The sequence below is a fragment of the Clostridium gasigenes genome (assembly GCF_900104115.1).
In the GTDB taxonomy this organism is placed as follows: Bacteria; Bacillota; Clostridia; order Clostridiales; family Clostridiaceae; genus Clostridium; species Clostridium gasigenes.
The window spans coordinates 51,620-69,115 of sequence record NZ_FNJM01000004.1 but is presented as its reverse complement, the minus strand read 5'-3'; the positions used below and the strand labels follow the sequence as shown (position 1 = coordinate 69,115).

The following is a 17,496-nucleotide window of genomic DNA, read 5'->3' as shown; positions in this document are numbered from 1 at the left end:
ATTCGCATTTGCCTTGGTATAATTTTACCTTGCTATATTATTATTGTCAATATCATAATAAAATATAATTGTTTTCTATATTTTTTTTATCTAATATTTCCTTTTCTCTATGTTGGCAAGTAAATATAATAAGTTGTCCAAAGGAGTTTTCTTCTAAAATATCCAATATATGACCTACTCTTTCGTCATCATATTGAACAAAAGCATCATCTAATACTACAGGTACTTCCCCTTCTTTATAAAGCATTGAAATAAATGCTAACCTTAAAGAAATATAAAGTTGATCATTAGCACCATTACTTAAAAGTTCTCCGGCTAGAATACTATTATCATTCTTAACCTTAATTTCATATAAATCTGATACCATAACATCACTATATCTATTATTAGTTAATCTTTTAAAATTATCTAATACTTTTTGATTTAATACTGGTCCAAAGTTTCCCCGTACTTCTCTAAATGCTTCTTGCAGTTTTTCTTGTGCTAATTTAGTTGCCTTTAATTTCATATCATCTCTTTTTATAATTTCCTCTACAGCTCCGATTTCTTCTTCTATAGTTGGAATAGGCCTCTTCCCCATAAACCTAGTGTTTATTTCATTTTCTACATCTTTAATAGATTTTTCAGCTTCTATTAGCTCATGTGATTTATTACTCACTTGTTCATCTATTTCTTCTTCAGTAGTATAAGAATATTTAATATTTTCATTAATTATATCCTTTAACTCTTCTTTTATATGTTCAATGTCTTTACCTTTAGTTAACGCTTTATAAGTTTCTTCTATAGACTGTAAACTTCTCCTTAGTTCTTCTCTTTGTATTAACTTTTCTTTAATTTCTCTAAGACTTTCTTCAATGTCTATTAAATCCATATCATGTAGCCCCAGAACCTCAAGCTTTCCTCTTATTCTTTCTTCTCTAACACTTAGTTCTTTTATAAGCCTATCAATGGCTTCTCTGCTCTTTTTAACTTCTATTTGCAGTGATAGCACTTCTTTATTTTCAATTTCATATTTTGCTATTTTCTCTAATACTTCCCTTACATCTTTAGAATCTGAAATTTCTAGAATCATATCTATCTTTTCTAGATTAATTTTATAGTTACTTTTTAGATTTCTTATATCAATAATCGATAATTGTATTTCTTTTTCTGATATTTTAACTAATTGCTTTTCTTCATAAGAATTAAACTCATCAAATAACCTTATCTTTTTTATAAAATCTTCATATGTAGTTGCTCCTACTTTCTTTTTATATCTAAATAGTTTTTCTTCTATTTCTTCTATTTCTCTATTAAGATTCTCTAATGTTACTGTTTTATTATTTTTTTCTTCTAGAGATTTTACTTCTATTCCTAATTCGAAAGTTCTCTTACCTAAATAAATAGCTACTAATATTAATGGAATTATTGTCCACAAATTTTCTTTGAACATAACTAAAGCTAATATAATTAAAATAATATCTAAAAATAAAATATATTTATTTTTCCTAAATTTATTTAATAAGCCTTTTTCATTACTTTTACTTATTTTATGCTCATCCTCATTTTCCATTCTAAATTTTAACTCTTTTAATTTATCCTCATACGCTTTTAACAATGAATCTATATTCATTCTTACATCTCTAAATTCAATTACATTTCCTATTGATTTACTTTTTATAGCTATATCTTCATTAAGGTTTTTTATATCATTACTTAAATTTTCAAATATACCTATTTTTTCTTTTAAAGATTCCTGTTCCATTGTTGTTCTTAAGAAATTTTCTTTTACTCCTGGTTCTAACTTTTCTATAAATAATAACTCCTTGAATTTCTCTCTTTTTTCGCATAAAGTTTCTTCACTTATTTTTAATTCTTCTTCACCGTCCCCTTTTAAATCTAATAGGCTTAAATAAAGAGTATTTTCTTCTTTTATATCATTTATTAAACTTTCATCTATAACACCATCTAAAGAAATAGATTCTTCAATATACCTCTCTTTCTTCTTAAGTTCTTCGCTTTTTTTTAAATACACAGTTATATCTTCATATTCTTTTTGGAGTTTAATTTTCTTTATATATTTTTTATATATATCCAGGTTTTTAAGTTCTTTCCTTAAAAATGACCTTTTATCTTTTAAGTTTATTACAATTTCTTCTTTATGAAGATTTTCTTCTGATAACTTATATCCTTCATATCGCTCTTCTAAAAGGCTAACCATTTTATTCCTTGCTAAATCTAAAGAGCCTGATTTTCTTGTAGTAGTTAAGGATTTTCTTATTCCTTCAAGCTTTTCAATAGCTCTATGAATTGAAACTTTTTCTTCCCCACTACCTAAAAGGTTAGTTGCACGCTCCATGATTTCTTCTTCTCTATCCTTGTTAACTACAACCCCTAATTGGCTTATAAATAAAGTTCTTACAAATGTTGATCCGTTAACCCCAAGAAAATATTTTCCTGGTTCATCATTTGGTATATTTTTTATTACTTCACCAGTTAAAGCATCTAATATTTCACATGTATCTTCTTTTTTAGTAACTCCAAAGGATTTCTTAATTATATATTCTATTCCCTCATTCTCTATATAAAGCTCTCCTATTATTTTTTCACCAGTAATAGGAGCGTATTTTAATCTTTCATTATTTTTTAAATCTTTACTTCTTTTTGGTGATATACCATACAGCCATATTTTAATAAAACTTTGAACTGTACTTTTTCCAGTCTCATTATCTCCATAAACAATGTTAGTATTTCTTTTAAATTCAATAACTTTGTTACTAATTCCAGCAAATGCTATAATATTAATTTTTTTAATAATCATTAAGATTCACCTCTTCTTGAGAAAGACATTGTATCCCTAGCTTCAATGCCATTTTTATAACCTCGATATTCTCTTCATCTTTATTTTCTTCTAATTCTTTTAATAACTTGGCTGCAAAAATCCCTTTTAAGGAATAATCTTTTGATATTTCATCAAAATCTATTTGAATTTCAGTTTTGTCCACTATTTTAATAAAATAAAATTCATCTTTTAACTTCTCAAATATTACATCTTCTTTTAAATTTAAATGAGGCTCTAGTGTACCTACTAAAACTATTTTATAAAAGTTTTTTAACCTATCTTCCTCTTTTACATCTCTTAAAATAATTGCTTTTACTTCCTCATTACTAAATGCCTTAGATATATCAACTTCTCTTACATAATAATTTCTTTTAGATGTTTTAGTGAACTCTAAATTAACTGATCCCTTATAAACTTCACCTAATATAACACCTTTATCACCAACTTCATCAAAACCTCGTCCTTGAGGGCACCCACAGTATGCATAGCAAGTAGAACGCTCTCTTAGTATTCCTGTATAGCTATGTCTATGTCCTAACGCTAAATAATCCACCCCAGACTCTCCTATTTCTCTTAATGTTATTGGATTATACACATTGCCCCCTTCACTTTGTGATATCTCCCCATGTAATACCATTAGGTTTATGTAATTTGTTTGGGCCTTAACTTCTTTTAATAAACTCTCTCTTATATGAGGTTTATTAAATGCAGCTCCCCAAACAATAGTATCTAACTTTTCAATATAAACTTTCTCCATTTCACTTTTAAAAACATGTACATTACTTGGCCATTCTATCATTTTATAAAATGAATTTGTGTTATAAGGATCATGATTTCCTGGTGAAATAAATACTTTTATATTCTCGATTCTTTCTAACTGTTCCCTAATAAAAGCTAATGTTTTTTTATTAACTGTTAGATTATCAAATATATCCCCAGCCATTAACATTATATCCACAGAATTAGTCTTGCATATATTTATAATTGTGCTTAAAACTTCTAATAATTCTTCTTTACTTATACTTGAAAGCTTGCTATTTAACTCTTTAAATGGAGTATCAAAATGCATATCTCCACAATGTAATATTTTAATTTTTTTCATAAAACCACCCTCAACTTCAGAACTTTTGTTCTCATTTTATCACAAACAAATTTTTCTTTCAATTTTAAGTGTTAAACCTTATGGATTCATTTATACTAGCCACCTAAGGACCTTTTCTTTCAGCTCTCTAACGAATAAAAAGAAGTTCTTATTAAAGAACTTCTTTTTACATTTAATATTATTAAAATTTTATGTAAGATTTAATGACTTGTTTAAATCCAGTTTTCTTTAATACAGAAAGTACTACACCTATAACTTCATAACTTGATGTAATTAATTGTTTTTCTCTTATTTTTAATAATTTAGATTCTATATCTTGAACTAACATTATTAAATCAGATTCATTTAAAATTATGCCTGCCTCATTTGCTGAATTTTCAATACTAGTCTTTATTTTCTTTGAATTAAATTTTTCTAATTTCCCATCTTTTTTTATTATTTCCATAAACTCACCTACCTCCTATATTCATTTTTTCAAATACTTTATATACTCTTTCATATTTTTTATTCTACTATAAAATCCATATATAAACAATGTAAATACTTTCAGTTCTATATAGGTCATATCCTCTAACAATATAGCTTTTTCAGATTTTATTAATAAATATTTTATATTTCACTTACCATTTAATCAATAATTTTAGATTTAATAATATACTATATAATAATTAAAATTTAATAATGGGGTGTTTTAATGATATCTATAAGTCTTTGCATTATTGTTAAAGATGAGGAAACAGTTTTAGGAAGATGTCTTGCATCTGTACGAGATGCAGTAGATGAAATTATAATAATAGATACTGGATGTACTGATAACAGTATCTCAATTGCGAAAGCATTTGGAGCTGAAATTCATAAATTCACATGGATAGATGATTTTGCTAAAGCTAGAAACTATGCCTTTAGTCATGCAACTAAGGATTATATACTTTGGTTAGATGCTGATGATTATATTACTCGTGATACTCTTGCTAATTTAATCAAACTAAAAGAAACTTTAGCTAACGATGTAGATTCAGTTACTATGCATTATATACTTTCTCAAGATTCTAATGGTAATACTACTAACTCTTTAAGAAGAAATAGATTAGTTAAGCGTTCAAATAATTTTAAATGGATTGGTGTAATTCATGAGTACTTAGATGTTTCTGGTAACATTATAAACTCTGGTCTTAGTGTTATTCACGGCAAGTTAAAATCTTCTATTGGAAGAAACCTAAAAATATATGAATCTATAATTGCAAAAGGAGAAATATTATCTACAAGAGATATGTTTTATTATGCTAACGAACTTTTTGATAATAATCGTATAGATGAATCAATAGTTCAATATAAAGCTTTTTTAGATACAAACCTTGGTTGGGTTGAAGATAATAAAAATGCTTGTTCAAATTTAGTTGATTGTTTTAACTATAAAAACGATACTGAAAATGTATTTAAATATATTTTTAAATCCTTCGAATATGATGTGCCTAGAGCTGATTTTTGTTGCCAATTAGGTTTCAAATTTTTAAGTTTGGAAAAATTTAATCAATCTATTTTTTGGTATGAATTAGCTACTACACTTAAACCTGATGAAAACAATTTAGGTTTTACAAATCATGCTAGTTCAACTTGGCTACCCCACCTTCAACTTTGTGTTTGCTATTCTCGGATAGGGAAACTTAATATTGCAAATGATCATAATGAAGAAGCTGCTAAATATATTCCTGATAGTCCTAAAATAATTCATAATCGTAATTATCTTAAAGATAAAATTTAAGATATAAGACGTCTGCAAAAAAGATTCACTTATATATTTAATATAAATATATGATAAAAATAATTTAATATTTAACGCAAAAGTATGGTAAAAACAATTTAATATTTTTACCATACTTTTGTTTTTAGGTATTCCAATATAACTGTTAACTTAATTAGATATAGCTTATTAATATTTCTATTATTTAAGCTCCCTAATTAAATTGTCTAGAGTGAACTTTCATATTGTTCAACCATTCTTTTTACCATTTCTCCACCTACGGATCCACATTGTCTTGATGATAAATCGCCATTGTAATCACTAAATGGTACACCGATTTCTCTAGCAACTTCATTTTTAAAGGTATTTAACCCTTGTTTTGCTTCTGGTACTAATGCTTTACTTGACATAATGTATTCCTCCTTTGGATTTGGTATTAGGCACCAATCAAAAATAATCCTCTAAATATGATTAGCATAGATGCTATTTATTTTTAAGATGCCCTATAAACAAATTTCTTAAATTAGACAAAAACGACCTAGAAATTAATTTTCTTATTAATTTCCCTCCTAAATGCTTTTTCCTTTTTAAGAAGTTATTTTGTTTATGCTATTATTGTAACCCAGGTTCTATTTTATATTCTGTGTAATTGCAGGGTAATATTCCAATTAAAGTTATTAATACATTTTTAAAATAACTAGTGAAATCGCGCTATATTTTGAGTTATGGTTCTTCTCCTAGAATAAAATATTCTCAGAATTTTTGACTTGTTATTTTCTTTCAGAGCCTTAACACTTATTTTTTTATTAACTACTGTATTATTTTATATTTTTATATTTTTTCTTTTTATATAATAATCTCTTCCTATTCCAACTAACAAAGATATTTGATATGAAATAGTTACAGTAATAAGTTGTATTACTGCGAATATATTTGAATGCATCATTATAATTGATGCTACTAGCCAAACTAATCCTGAAATTATTGCGCCTTTTTTGCCACCTAATATTCCACTTAAAATTATTGTTATTAATATAATTATTTGTAATTTTATTATCCCCATATTATTCACCTCTTTTAATTATTCTTTTAGATTATATCCATTTAAAAACATATTTAATCATAATAAATCTACCGATATTTTGAGGGATATTATATTTTTATTAGTAAATACTATTAATGAAAATATTTTAATAAGAGGTGCTAAAATGAAATCATTAAAAGATACAGAAACATCCAAAAATCTACTTAGAGCTTTTGCTGGAGAATCACAAGCTAGAAATAGATATATGTTCTATGGAGAAGTTGCTAAAAATGAAGGTTACGAACAAATAGCTGATATTTTTAAACTTACAGGTGAAAATGAACAAGGTCATGCTGAAATATTCTTTAATTATTTAATTAACGATTTTAATAATGAAGAGTTATGTATTGATGCTAGTTATCCTATAGCAAAAGGTGCTACTCTTGCTAATTTGCAGAGTTCTGCAAAAGCTGAGGCTCATGAGCACTCTGAAGTTTATCCAGCCTTTGCAGCCATTGCAAGGAGCGAAGGTTTCCCAGAAATAGCTAATAGCTTTACTTTAATTGCTAAAATTGAAAATCATCATAGAGAAAGATTTGATAGACTTGCAACTAATGTTCAAAATAATAAGGTATTTAAAAAAGATGAAAAATCAATTTGGATTTGTAGGTTTTGTGGATATGTACTTGAAGGGCTTTCAGCTCCAGAAAAATGTCCTGTATGTAGCCATCCTCAGTCTTATTACGAAATATTAAATGATAGTTTTTAAACTTTTTTTAGAAATGGAGTTATTTATGAAAAATAATAAAAAGAATTTCCTATCAATTTTATTATCCATAGTTTTGTTTTTATCAGTTACAATTAATGTAGATGCTAGCATTAATTATTTAAACTCTAACACTTTATACAATGATCCATTATCAAATACAACAATGATTATAAGGGATAATAACAGCATAACTCCCTTACCTAATAGATTTAGGAATTTAACAGATTTAAACATTTCTGGTAGTGCTGAATTTGCACCTTTCCAGTTAAAAAATCTTATTGAGGCTTTAAACAATAAAGATTTGTACATAGTTGACTTAAGGCAAGAATCTCATGGATATATTAATACTTTGCCTATAAGTTTTTATAACAAAGAAAATCTTTTAAACAAAGATTTTACTACTACACAAACACTTGAAGGCGAGAAGAAGGATTTAGCCTCTATAAAACTGGGTTCTGACGTTAATATTTATAACAAAAAAGGTGAATTACTACAAACATTAAAAGTAAATAAAGTATTTTCTGAAGAAACTTTAGTTAAAGAAAATAATATTAATTATAAACGTTTTGCTGTCCGTGATGGTGGAACCCCTACTTTAGATGTTACCGATGAATTTGTAGAATTTATAAAAAATATTCCAGCTACTGCCCATTTACATTTTCACTGCCTTGAAGGGGAAGGTAGAACCACTACCTTTATGGCCCTTTATCAAATGATGAATAACAAAGATAAGCTTCCACTAGATACTATTTTAAAACACCAACTAGATGCAGGTGGAATTATCTTAACCGATAACAAAGAAAGATCTACCTTTTTACAATCATTTTATAAATATACACTAGAAAATATGGGTTCTAACTTTAATACACCTTACTCAACTTGGATTAAGTTAAATTAATACTCTTTATTTAATTTAAAATCTTAATGGTTATAGTTCATAGAAAATATATAGGACTGATAGTTATATTTCTATCAGTCCTATATCTTTACTACTATATTAAAATTAGTTCTATTCTTTTATTTTATTTAACGCTTTTAACATCACATTCCTGAAACCTATATTTTTGCCCTGTTGGATTTTCTTTTTCTGATGGTACCTCTTCTATAAACATATTATATGGTCTTACAAATAATCCACATTCACCATATAAAGCTTTATATAATACTAGCTTTTCTCCAGTTTCTGAATGTGTTACAACATCTTGAACTAAATATAAATCGCCTTTAAAATGTCTAAATATCTTTCCTTTTCTCTCCACAATATCTCTATCCATCTTTATCTCCCTTATTTCATGTGAATTTCAATCTTATTTGAATCTTTAGCCCTTACCTTGTTACTTCTTTTATAGTATACATATTCATTTAAAGAAATATTTTTAAATATTATTGGAATAATTGGTGATAATTTATTTGCTTTAATACTTTCTAATGGAAATTCTATTAATTTATCTCCTATATTAACTTCATCGCCTACTTTAATAAAGCTTACGAACCCATCACCATTAAGTTTTATTGTATCTATTCCTATATGTATAAATACTTTCATCCCAGTATCTGTGGTTATTGTTATTGCATGGTTAGTTCTTATTAATGCGGTTATCTTACCTTTTACTGGTGAAAGTAAAGATCCCTCAGTTGGATCTATTGCAAACCCATCACCTATTAACCTCATAGAAAATACATCATCTGGTACTTCTTCTAAATTAATTAATTTTCCAGATACAGGTATAGCAATTTTTACTCCTGTATCTATCCCCGGCTTTATTTCTTCTATTGTCTTAATTAATTTTTTTTCTATTTCTTTCCCACTTATAACACCTTTAATTTGTTCTTTTAATCTATCCGATTTAGGTCCAAATATAATTTGGATATTTTTTCCTATTTGCATAGTTCCAGCTGATCCAAGAACTTTAAATTCATTCTTATCCACTTTACTAAGGTCTAATACTATTACCCTTAATCTGGTTATACATGCATCTAAATGTTTGATATTTGATTTTCCACCTAAGGCTTCCAGAACTTTAACTGCAAGTTCACCATTATCAACATCTATATCTACTTCTATTTCATCGTTTTCTCTACCTGGCGTTTTAAGATCCAGTTTTCTTATTATGAATCTAAACCCAAAATAATAAATTATTGCAAATATAACCCCTACAGGTATTACTAGCCACCACGCTGTTCTATTTGGAAATACTCCAAATAATAAATAATCTATAATTCCGCCTGAGAATGTTAATCCTATTTTTACATTTAATATTTGCATTGTCATAAATGAAATCCCTGCAAATATACAATGAACCCCAAATAATACTGGTGCTACAAATAGAAATGTAAATTCTATTGGTTCTGTTATCCCTGTTAAAAAAGAAGTTAGTGCAGCTGAGAAGAATATTCCTGCTACTAATTTTTTTTTGTCTTCTCTTGCTTCATGATACATAGCAAGTGCTGCCGCTGGCAACCCAAACATCATAAATGGATATTTTCCAGTCATAAATGTCCCCGCTGTAAACTCTACTCCATCTTTTAATTGAGCCATAAATATAGCTTGATCTCCAATAATTAATTGCCCTGCCTGATTAGTATATTCTCCAAATTGATACCAAAATGGATTATACCAAATATGATGCAATCCAAACGGAATTAATGATCTTTCTATAATTCCAAAAATTAATGCAGCTACTGTTTGATTTGTATCTATCATACCTCTTGAGAATATTAATAATCCATTTTGAATAGGAGGCCATATAATAACTAGTGCAAGTCCAACTATTAAACCTGCTACAGCGGTAACTATTGGTATAAATCTCTTCCCTGAAAAGAAACCTAAAAACTGTGGCAATTCTATATTATAGAATTTTCTGTATACTATTGATGCCACTATCCCAATTATAATACCCCCAAATACTCCGGTTTGAAGTGTTGGTATCCCAAGAATCATTGTGTACATTGGATTACCTGTTACCATATCAGCTGTTACTCCAGCTCCAATTCCCATAGAAACATTCATTATTAAGAATCCAACTATAGTTGCAAGCCCTGCAACTCCATCGCCATCACATAATCCAATTGCTACACCTACTGCAAATATTAGTGGAAGGTTAGTAAATATTATATTCCCAGAACCAGACATTATTAAGGCTATAGATTGAATCCAATCTATACCTACAGCTGGAAATAAATCTAAAAAATATAAACTTTGTAGCATTGTTCCTATCCCAAGTAGTAACCCTGCTGCTGGTAATAATGCAACTGGTAACATTAAAGCCTTACCTATTCGTTGCAATACCCCAAATGAACCTTTTAATAACTCTCTCATAATTTTCTCCTTAATAAGTAATCTCTATAAAATAACTATCTATTACTGTAGTCTATTTTATTATAGATTCCTAAACTATAAAAGAGTGTTCCAATTTTTTTGGAACACTCAAATTTATAAATTACTCTATATCTAAGATATTGTTAATTTCATTCTTATACGCATCAGCTTTTGCACCGAATATCGCTTGAATTCCATTACCAACTTCAACAACACCGGCTGCGCCAAGTGCTTTAAGTTTAGGTTTATCAACCTTAGATTTATCTTTTACTTCAACTCTTAATCTTGTAATGCAAGCATCTACGCTTACTATATTTTCTTCTCCACCTAAAGCTTCTAAAACTTCTGGAGCTTTTTCAACAATTTCATTATTTTTGTTATTTGCTTTTTTTCCTTTAGCATCTGGGCTTATACCCTTAGCTTCTTGGAATTCAGCTTTACTGTAAAGTTTAGTTTCTTGTTCATTTTCATCTCTACCCGGAGTCTTTAAGTTGAATTTCTTAATCATGAATAAGAATAAGAAGTAGTAAACTACTGCATATACTATACCCACAAGTATTATCATGAACCAACGAGTAGGTACACCTGCTCCTGCTGGTAATAAACCGAATAATGTAAAGTCAATTAGACCACCTGAGAATGTCATACCAACAAATACATTAAGTACATCCATTAACATGAATGATAAACCTGCTAGTAAACAATGAACTCCATATAATACTGGAGCAACAAATAAGAATGTAAATTCTAAAGGTTCAGTAATACCAGTTAGCATAGATGTAACAGCTGCTGATAATAATAATGATCCAACAAGTTTCTTCTTGCTTGGAGCTGCTGCTCTATACATTGCAAATGCTGCTGCTGGTAACCCGAACATCATGAATGGGAATTTACCTGCCATAAATCTTGTAGTACCACTTACTATTGTTGACATTGTTCCTGATGAAGCGCCAACTAAATCGCTCATACTTGATAATTGTGCAAAGTATGCTGTATTAGCTCCTGCAACTGTCTTTAATGTACCATCTACTAAAATTTGACCTTCAACAAATGATCCATACCAGAATGGTGTATAGAATACATGATGTAATCCAAATGGAACTAATGCTCTTTCTATTACTCCATAGAAGAATGTTCCTAGTGGACCTGCTGTTCTAACAAATTCTGAAAGCATTGAAATACCATTTTGAACTACTGGCCATACAAAAGCTAATGCAGCTCCAACAAAAGCCATTACTAATGCTGTTATTATAGGCACAAATCTTGATCCTGAGAAGAATCCGATTACTGCTGGTAATTGAATTGTATGATATTTATCGTGTAATACGGATGTAACTATACCTGTTATAATACCACCAAATACTGACATGTTTAATGTGAATATACCTAAGTTTGTTGTTACATAAGTAGCATATTCACCAGTTGCCTTTACACTCGCTGGAGTTACAACTCCAAGTTGAGTGAATCCTAATGTTAACATAGTTGTGATAACTTGGTTCATTACTAAGAATCCAAATACAGCTGCTAAAGCTGCTGTTCCCTTGTCTTTCTTTGCAAGACCTACTGCAACCCCTACTGCGAATAGCAATGGTAAGTTACCGAATATTATATCCCCTACATTTTTCATTATTGTTAATATTGCATTAACAACTGGAATACTAACAAACGCTATTAATGGTTGATAAACTGCTGGTGCATTTTCTAATCCTGCGATACCTAATAAAGCACCACCAACTCCTAGTAATATACCTGCTATAGGTAATGCTGCGATTGGAAGCATGATAGCTTTACCAATTCTTTGTAAAAATTGTAACATTTATAATTCCTCCCTTTTAAATAAAAATATGAACTTGATAAATAAAAAATAAAGACCCAAATTTATTAGAGTCTTTATCTATATAATTATATATATCTTTAAAGATATATATAATTATATAGATAATCTAACAAATCTAAGTCTTGCCTGCTTAACCAGTAACAATCTAATTATTCTCTTTTAAAACTGAAATTACTCGGTGTATATGCATTGTTAAATATACTATTTCATCACCGTTAACTTGATAGTTATAATTCTTTTCTATATATTGCTTAATTTTCAATACACAATCAAAAGCTTCTGGATAACTTTTTGATACTAATTCTAATAATGTTGTATCACTTTTGTCATATTGTTTATTAGTTATAACTCTTTTAGCAAAATATTTAAGATGTGTAAGTAGCCTATCATAATTTAGGTCATCTATATCAAACTCTACCGAATAATAGTACCTTATTACGTTTAATATGCCTTTAATAATATTTGTGGCTACTAATGAATTATTTGTAGTTTCATTATATCCTGCATTAATTAAATGTAGTGCTATAAATCCTGCTTCATCTTCTGGCAAATCTACATTTAATTTATTATTTAAAAAATCAACAGCCCAAAGTGCTATTTTAAATTCATCTTTATGTATTCTTCTTATTTCATCTAATAAATCATTTTTGATTCTAATATTGTTCTTATATCTTTTTAATGCAAATGCAATGTGATCTGATAATGATATGTAAATTTGCTTATCAAGTTTTTTATCAAGCCTTTTACTGGCATAACAGATAATTTCATGAGATAATTCAAAAATACCATCTGGAATTTGATTAATTAATTTCTTAATTTTATTACCCATTCTCTTATCATCTACCACAAAAGTTTTTTCTACTTTATCCATTTCAATTTCTTGACCAACTTTTTTCTTAAAAGCTATTCCACATCCCATTAATATTATTTCTTTTTTACTTTTTGGATCAATTGCTACAATAACGTTATTATTCAGTACTTTTTCTATTATCATAATTTCTCCTCATGGTGGAAAAATAAATACCCAAATCAAGGTGTAATTATACTACATTCTTAATTTAGGTATTGCCTGCATTTCAGTAACAATCCGTTATTTAATTATGTATTTATATTACCACTCACCGCAACCGTTGTCAATATATTTTTCCTATTATTTTTTTATTTTTAAGAACTTAGTATATACAATATTAAGTCCTTAATTCACCTTATAAATCCTCAAATAAATATTAAGTATTATAGTCTATTTTGTTTCATTTGATAATTATAGTATCCCCTTTATATCTTTTCCTATTAGTTTAATAAATAAATCTAACAATTCTTTTATTTCTAAATCTTCGTCTTCATTTTTACCGCTTTCTAATACATATAAAGGAGCTGCTGAGCAACAATTTCTTATCATAGAATAAACTTTAACATTTACTTCATTATTTTTTATATCTTCAAAAGCAATTGCACTTTTTTCTAAAGCAGCAACAAATTCTCTCATTCCATTACTGAATTTTATATCTATTCCATCATTTCTGCTTGCTATAATTTTAGCATTAACTACTCTCATTTCCATATTCTCCTTGTTATCTTTTTTATTAAGCTTTTTCAAAATTCCCATTATAATTATATTACCTTTGTTTAATAGGTAATATAATTATAAATGTACTTCCCTCTCCACAAATACTTTCTACACTTATTTGTCCATTATGAAGATTCACTAGTTGCTTTGTTAATGTTAATCCAAGACCACTTCCGCCATGTTCTTCTGATATTTTATCATAAACTTGATCAAACCTGTTAAATATAGATTCATGATATTTTTTTTCTATTCCTATTCCTGTATCTTTAACTATTATTTTTACCATATCCCCTAAGTCCAATATTTCAACCTTTATTTCTCCACCATCTGGTGTAAATTTAGTTGCATTTGCAATAAGGTTTATAACACATTTTTCTATTTCCGAATCATCACAATCAATTATTTTTTCCTCCATTTCAGGATCTATAATTAATCCTATCCCCTTATCCTCCACAAAATCTTTCATTGAAAGCACAGCTTCTTCTACTAAATAAACTATATCTACTTTTTTTATATTCAGCCTATATGCCCCAGACTCTATTTTAGATGTATCTATAATATTATTTATAAGATTTAATAATCTATTAGAGTTTCTATTTAAGGTAAGCATATAATAATCTAATTTCCCCTTACTAATTGGCTTATTATTTGTATTTAAATTAGTAATAAGTTGCTGTGTTGATAATATTACATTTAAAGGAGTTCTAAGTTCATGCGAAAGATTCACAAAATAATTATTTTTATATCTTTCAGTCCTAATAAGCTTGGCGTATAGAAGTTCATTTTCTTCTAATTTGTTATTAAGTTCAAAGGTTTTTTGTTTTACTAATCTATCTAACCATTTCATACGATTTAAAACTAATATAATACCAATTATAACCAATAATAAATATAGAATATATGCAATAGGAGTTTTCCAGAACGGATTATTGATTTTAATTTTAATAGATACCGCATCACTCCATTCACCACTTGAATTTCTTCCTTTTACAAAGAACTCATAACTTCCAGGTGCTAAATTAGTATAACTTGCATAATTCCTATTTTCGGAAAAAATCCATTCTTTATCTAATCCCCTAAGTTTATATGCATATTGTATCTTGGATTTATTTCTATAATCCGGCATAAAGAAATTTATATATACATTGTTATCTCTATAATTTGCTACTATATCCTCTTTTAAGTTAAATTTCACTTCTCCCTTTATAGTTATACTTTCTATTATAACCGGTGGAATAAATGTTTTTTCAATAAGATTTTTCGGGTAAAAACTAGTTATACCATTTATTCCTCCAAAGAACATTTCCCCTGATTTACTTTCAAAATATGAATATGCATTAAATTCATTTCCTTGCAATCCATCTGTTACATTAAAGTTTATGAATTTGTTTTTTTTAATATCATATTTAGATATCCCATAATTACTACTTACCCATACGTCATCATTTTCATCTATTAATATTCCATATGTAAAATCATTTGATAACCCATCTTCTTCTGTGTACCTTATGAACTTTTCAGTTTCCTTATTAAATTTATTAATTCCATAGTGTGTAGCTATCCATAAGTTTCCCGTAGAATCTTCATTAATTGACTTAATTGAATTAAAGCTTAAAGAATTTTTATCAGCTTTATTGTTTTTATAATTTTTAATTTTTCCTGTTTCTTTATTATACTTTATTAATCCTCCATCTATGGCCGATCCAAACCACATTATTCCATCTTTATCTTCTTTAATATCCGAAAGCATATGTTCCCTTATACCATTAGCTTCAAACAAATCCTTATAATTAACAAAAGTATCTTTCCTATCAAAACTAGCCAGCCCACCTCTTGTGCCTATCCATAATATCCCTTGACTATCTATGTATAATGTTCTTACAACATCATTTGGCAAACTATTTTTATCACCTGTAGATTTATAATTAGTAAATTCATTAGTATTTTTATCAAATTTACTTAGACCATTTTCTGTGGCAATCCATATTTCATTGTCAATTCCAACAACGGTGTTAATATTATTATCTATTAAAGATTTTTCATTACCACTTTCATTTACATACCTTTTTATAATATTATTTTTTCTATCTAAAGAATTTATCCCATTATGTGTTGTCCCAACCCATAGTAATCCCTCATTATCTTCATATATACCTTGTACACTTGCTTCACTTATAGAATTATCATCAGAAGGATTGTTCTTGTATAAACTAAAAATATTTCCTGGATTAAATAAACTTATCCCACCATAAGTTCCAACCCATATAGTTCCGGACTTATCTTCACATAAGCTTAAAATATTTTCGTTTACTATGCTTTGAGAATCATATGTTTTAGATTCATATAATTTGAATTCTTTTTCTTTTTCATCAAACTTAGCAAAGCCATCATCCGTTCCAATCCAAATCATACCTCTACTATCTCTTAAAATAGCCTTAACAAAATTCCCAGGTATTGAACTTTTGTCCTTTGAATCCTTTAAATACCTTATTACATCATAACTCTCTGTATCTAATATTGATAACCCCTTATCAATTGTACCAACAAATAATTTATTATCCTTATCCATATATAACTTAAAAATAGCATTTGAGCTTATTGTATTCTCATTGTCTTTATCATGTAAAAATTGCTTTACCTCTCCTGTTTCTTTATTATACATATTTAATCCATTGTCAGTTCCAATCCAATACCTACCCTTTTCATCTTCTGCTATAGAATAGATAAATTGACTTGTTAATTCGTTTGAATTTAATATTCTTTTAAAACTATCTGTTTCCCTATTATATATATTTAATCCATTCTCTGTTGCTACAAAAACATCACCTTTTGAATCTACTAATATTTCACAAATATTATAATGAGATATCCCTTCGCCATTTTCTCCAGGTAAATAAGTGCTTATTTCCTTAGTATCCTGATTTATTTTATTTAACCCTTTAGATGTTCCTATCCATAAATCGCCCGTTTTATCTTCTTTTATTGCAGAAATATAGTTTGCAGCTATAGTTCTTTTCGCACCTTCTTTGTATCTGTAAATTTCAAATTCATGTCCATTATATCTATTTAATCCATCAGCAGTTCCAATCCACATATAACCTTCAGTGTCTTGGTATAGATATTCAATAGATGTTTGTGATAATCCATCTTCTATAGTAATTCTTTTAAAGGTCATATTTGTATCCTTAGTCGATATGCCCTTTACTGTTACTGGTTGTAATAAAATCAAAAATAATATTACTAAAACTTTTAATGTTACCCCTTTAATTTGATTTTTCATGAGCACCCCTTATTGATTTGTTTTCTATTTATCTAA

The 17,496-nt window shown here is 27.9% G+C and carries 14 protein-coding genes; 3 read left to right on the top strand and 11 right to left on the bottom strand.

What is annotated here, in order from left to right; all coding sequences use genetic code 11:
• Positions 1-52: 52 nt before the first annotated feature.
• From BLS77_RS09035 to BLS77_RS09025, 3 genes are all read right to left on the bottom strand, one after another.
• Positions 53-2,800, bottom strand: a complete 2,748-nt coding sequence (locus BLS77_RS09035; protein ID WP_089968458.1) for an AAA family ATPase — start codon at positions 2,798-2,800, stop codon at positions 53-55.
• Complete coding sequence (locus tag BLS77_RS09030) at positions 2,790-3,923, bottom strand: metallophosphoesterase family protein (protein WP_089968455.1); 1,134 nt, start codon at positions 3,921-3,923, stop codon at positions 2,790-2,792. The genes BLS77_RS09035 and BLS77_RS09030 overlap by 11 nt, the downstream gene beginning before the upstream one ends.
• Positions 3,924-4,104: 181 nt before the next feature.
• The gene (locus BLS77_RS09025) at positions 4,105-4,368 is read right to left on the bottom strand and encodes an ATP cone domain-containing protein (protein WP_089968452.1); all 264 of its coding nucleotides are present in this window, start codon (positions 4,366-4,368) and stop codon (positions 4,105-4,107) included.
• A 249-nt stretch (positions 4,369-4,617) separates the two neighbouring features.
• On the opposite strand from BLS77_RS09025, the gene BLS77_RS09020 reads away from it, so the two are divergent.
• Entirely contained in the window at positions 4,618-5,685 is a 1,068-nt protein-coding gene (locus BLS77_RS09020) for a glycosyltransferase family 2 protein (RefSeq protein WP_089968448.1), read from the top strand.
• A gap of 206 nt (positions 5,686-5,891) precedes the next feature.
• Here BLS77_RS09020 and BLS77_RS09015 read toward each other — a convergent pair whose 3' ends face one another.
• Together BLS77_RS09015 and BLS77_RS09010 are read right to left on the bottom strand one after the other, a co-directional pair.
• The gene (locus BLS77_RS09015; protein ID WP_089968444.1) at positions 5,892-6,074 is read right to left on the bottom strand and encodes an alpha/beta-type small acid-soluble spore protein; all 183 of its coding nucleotides are present in this window, start codon (positions 6,072-6,074) and stop codon (positions 5,892-5,894) included.
• A 413-nt stretch (positions 6,075-6,487) separates the two neighbouring features.
• Positions 6,488-6,727, bottom strand: coding sequence for a hypothetical protein (locus BLS77_RS09010; protein WP_089968441.1), 240 nt, complete (start codon positions 6,725-6,727; stop codon positions 6,488-6,490).
• A gap of 145 nt (positions 6,728-6,872) precedes the next feature.
• Here BLS77_RS09010 and rbr point away from each other — a divergent pair, with 145 nt between their 5' ends.
• Both rbr and BLS77_RS09000 read left to right on the top strand, forming a co-directional pair.
• Positions 6,873-7,457, top strand: coding sequence for a rubrerythrin (gene rbr / locus BLS77_RS09005; RefSeq protein ID WP_089968439.1), 585 nt, complete (start codon positions 6,873-6,875; stop codon positions 7,455-7,457).
• A 25-nt stretch (positions 7,458-7,482) separates the two neighbouring features.
• On the top strand, positions 7,483-8,355 hold the full coding sequence (locus tag BLS77_RS09000; protein WP_089968437.1) for a phosphatase domain-containing putative toxin: 873 nt from the start codon (positions 7,483-7,485) through the stop codon (positions 8,353-8,355).
• A 124-nt stretch (positions 8,356-8,479) separates the two neighbouring features.
• Here BLS77_RS09000 and BLS77_RS08995 read toward each other — a convergent pair whose 3' ends face one another.
• The 6 genes from BLS77_RS08995 to BLS77_RS08970 all read right to left on the bottom strand — a co-directional run bounded on the left by BLS77_RS08995 (position 8,480) and on the right by BLS77_RS08970 (position 17,460).
• The gene (locus tag BLS77_RS08995; RefSeq protein ID WP_089968434.1) at positions 8,480-8,731 is read right to left on the bottom strand and encodes a DUF1653 domain-containing protein; all 252 of its coding nucleotides are present in this window, start codon (positions 8,729-8,731) and stop codon (positions 8,480-8,482) included.
• A gap of 11 nt (positions 8,732-8,742) precedes the next feature.
• Positions 8,743-10,776: a glucose-specific PTS transporter subunit IIBC gene (ptsG, locus tag BLS77_RS08990; protein WP_089968431.1), complete on the bottom strand. Its 2,034-nt coding sequence runs from the start codon at positions 10,774-10,776 to the stop codon at positions 8,743-8,745.
• 121 nt (positions 10,777-10,897) lie between these two features.
• Positions 10,898-12,592 carry a PTS transporter subunit EIIC gene (locus tag BLS77_RS08985; protein ID WP_089968427.1) on the bottom strand — a complete coding sequence of 565 codons (1,695 nt, stop codon included), beginning with the start codon at positions 12,590-12,592 and terminating at the stop codon, positions 10,898-10,900.
• Positions 12,593-12,758: 166 nt separating this feature from the next.
• Positions 12,759-13,607 (bottom strand): BglG family transcription antiterminator LicT, encoded by an 849-nt coding sequence (gene licT / locus BLS77_RS08980; RefSeq protein ID WP_089968425.1) that lies wholly within the window; start codon positions 13,605-13,607, stop codon positions 12,759-12,761.
• Between the two features lie 267 nt (positions 13,608-13,874).
• On the bottom strand, positions 13,875-14,168 hold the full coding sequence (locus tag BLS77_RS08975; RefSeq protein ID WP_089968422.1) for a hypothetical protein: 294 nt from the start codon (positions 14,166-14,168) through the stop codon (positions 13,875-13,877).
• 61 nt (positions 14,169-14,229) lie between these two features.
• Positions 14,230-17,460 carry a ligand-binding sensor domain-containing protein gene (locus BLS77_RS08970; protein ID WP_089968419.1) on the bottom strand — a complete coding sequence of 1,077 codons (3,231 nt, stop codon included), beginning with the start codon at positions 17,458-17,460 and terminating at the stop codon, positions 14,230-14,232.
• Between the last annotated feature and the right edge of the window lie 36 nt (positions 17,461-17,496).

Excerpts from the sequence above, each read along its gene's own strand:
- BLS77_RS09035 (WP_089968458.1), bottom strand. The coding sequence starts at position 2,800 with ATGATTATTAAAAAAATTAATATTATAGCATTTGCTGGAATTAGTAAC.
- BLS77_RS09030 (WP_089968455.1), bottom strand. The coding sequence starts at position 3,923 with ATGAAAAAAATTAAAATATTACATTGTGGAGATATGCATTTTGATACT.
- BLS77_RS09025 (WP_089968452.1), bottom strand. The coding sequence starts at position 4,368 with ATGGAAATAATAAAAAAAGATGGGAAATTAGAAAAATTTAATTCAAAG.
- BLS77_RS09020 (WP_089968448.1), top strand. The coding sequence starts at position 4,618 with ATGATATCTATAAGTCTTTGCATTATTGTTAAAGATGAGGAAACAGTT.
- BLS77_RS09015 (WP_089968444.1), bottom strand. The coding sequence starts at position 6,074 with ATGTCAAGTAAAGCATTAGTACCAGAAGCAAAACAAGGGTTAAATACC.
- BLS77_RS09010 (WP_089968441.1), bottom strand. The coding sequence starts at position 6,727 with ATGGGGATAATAAAATTACAAATAATTATATTAATAACAATAATTTTA.
- rbr (WP_089968439.1), top strand. The coding sequence starts at position 6,873 with ATGAAATCATTAAAAGATACAGAAACATCCAAAAATCTACTTAGAGCT.
- BLS77_RS09000 (WP_089968437.1), top strand. The coding sequence starts at position 7,483 with ATGAAAAATAATAAAAAGAATTTCCTATCAATTTTATTATCCATAGTT.
- BLS77_RS08995 (WP_089968434.1), bottom strand. The coding sequence starts at position 8,731 with ATGGATAGAGATATTGTGGAGAGAAAAGGAAAGATATTTAGACATTTT.
- ptsG (WP_089968431.1), bottom strand. The coding sequence starts at position 10,776 with ATGAGAGAGTTATTAAAAGGTTCATTTGGGGTATTGCAACGAATAGGT.
- BLS77_RS08985 (WP_089968427.1), bottom strand. The coding sequence starts at position 12,592 with ATGTTACAATTTTTACAAAGAATTGGTAAAGCTATCATGCTTCCAATC.
- licT (WP_089968425.1), bottom strand. The coding sequence starts at position 13,607 with ATGATAATAGAAAAAGTACTGAATAATAACGTTATTGTAGCAATTGAT.
- BLS77_RS08975 (WP_089968422.1), bottom strand. The coding sequence starts at position 14,168 with ATGAGAGTAGTTAATGCTAAAATTATAGCAAGCAGAAATGATGGAATA.
- BLS77_RS08970 (WP_089968419.1), bottom strand. The coding sequence starts at position 17,460 with ATGAAAAATCAAATTAAAGGGGTAACATTAAAAGTTTTAGTAATATTA.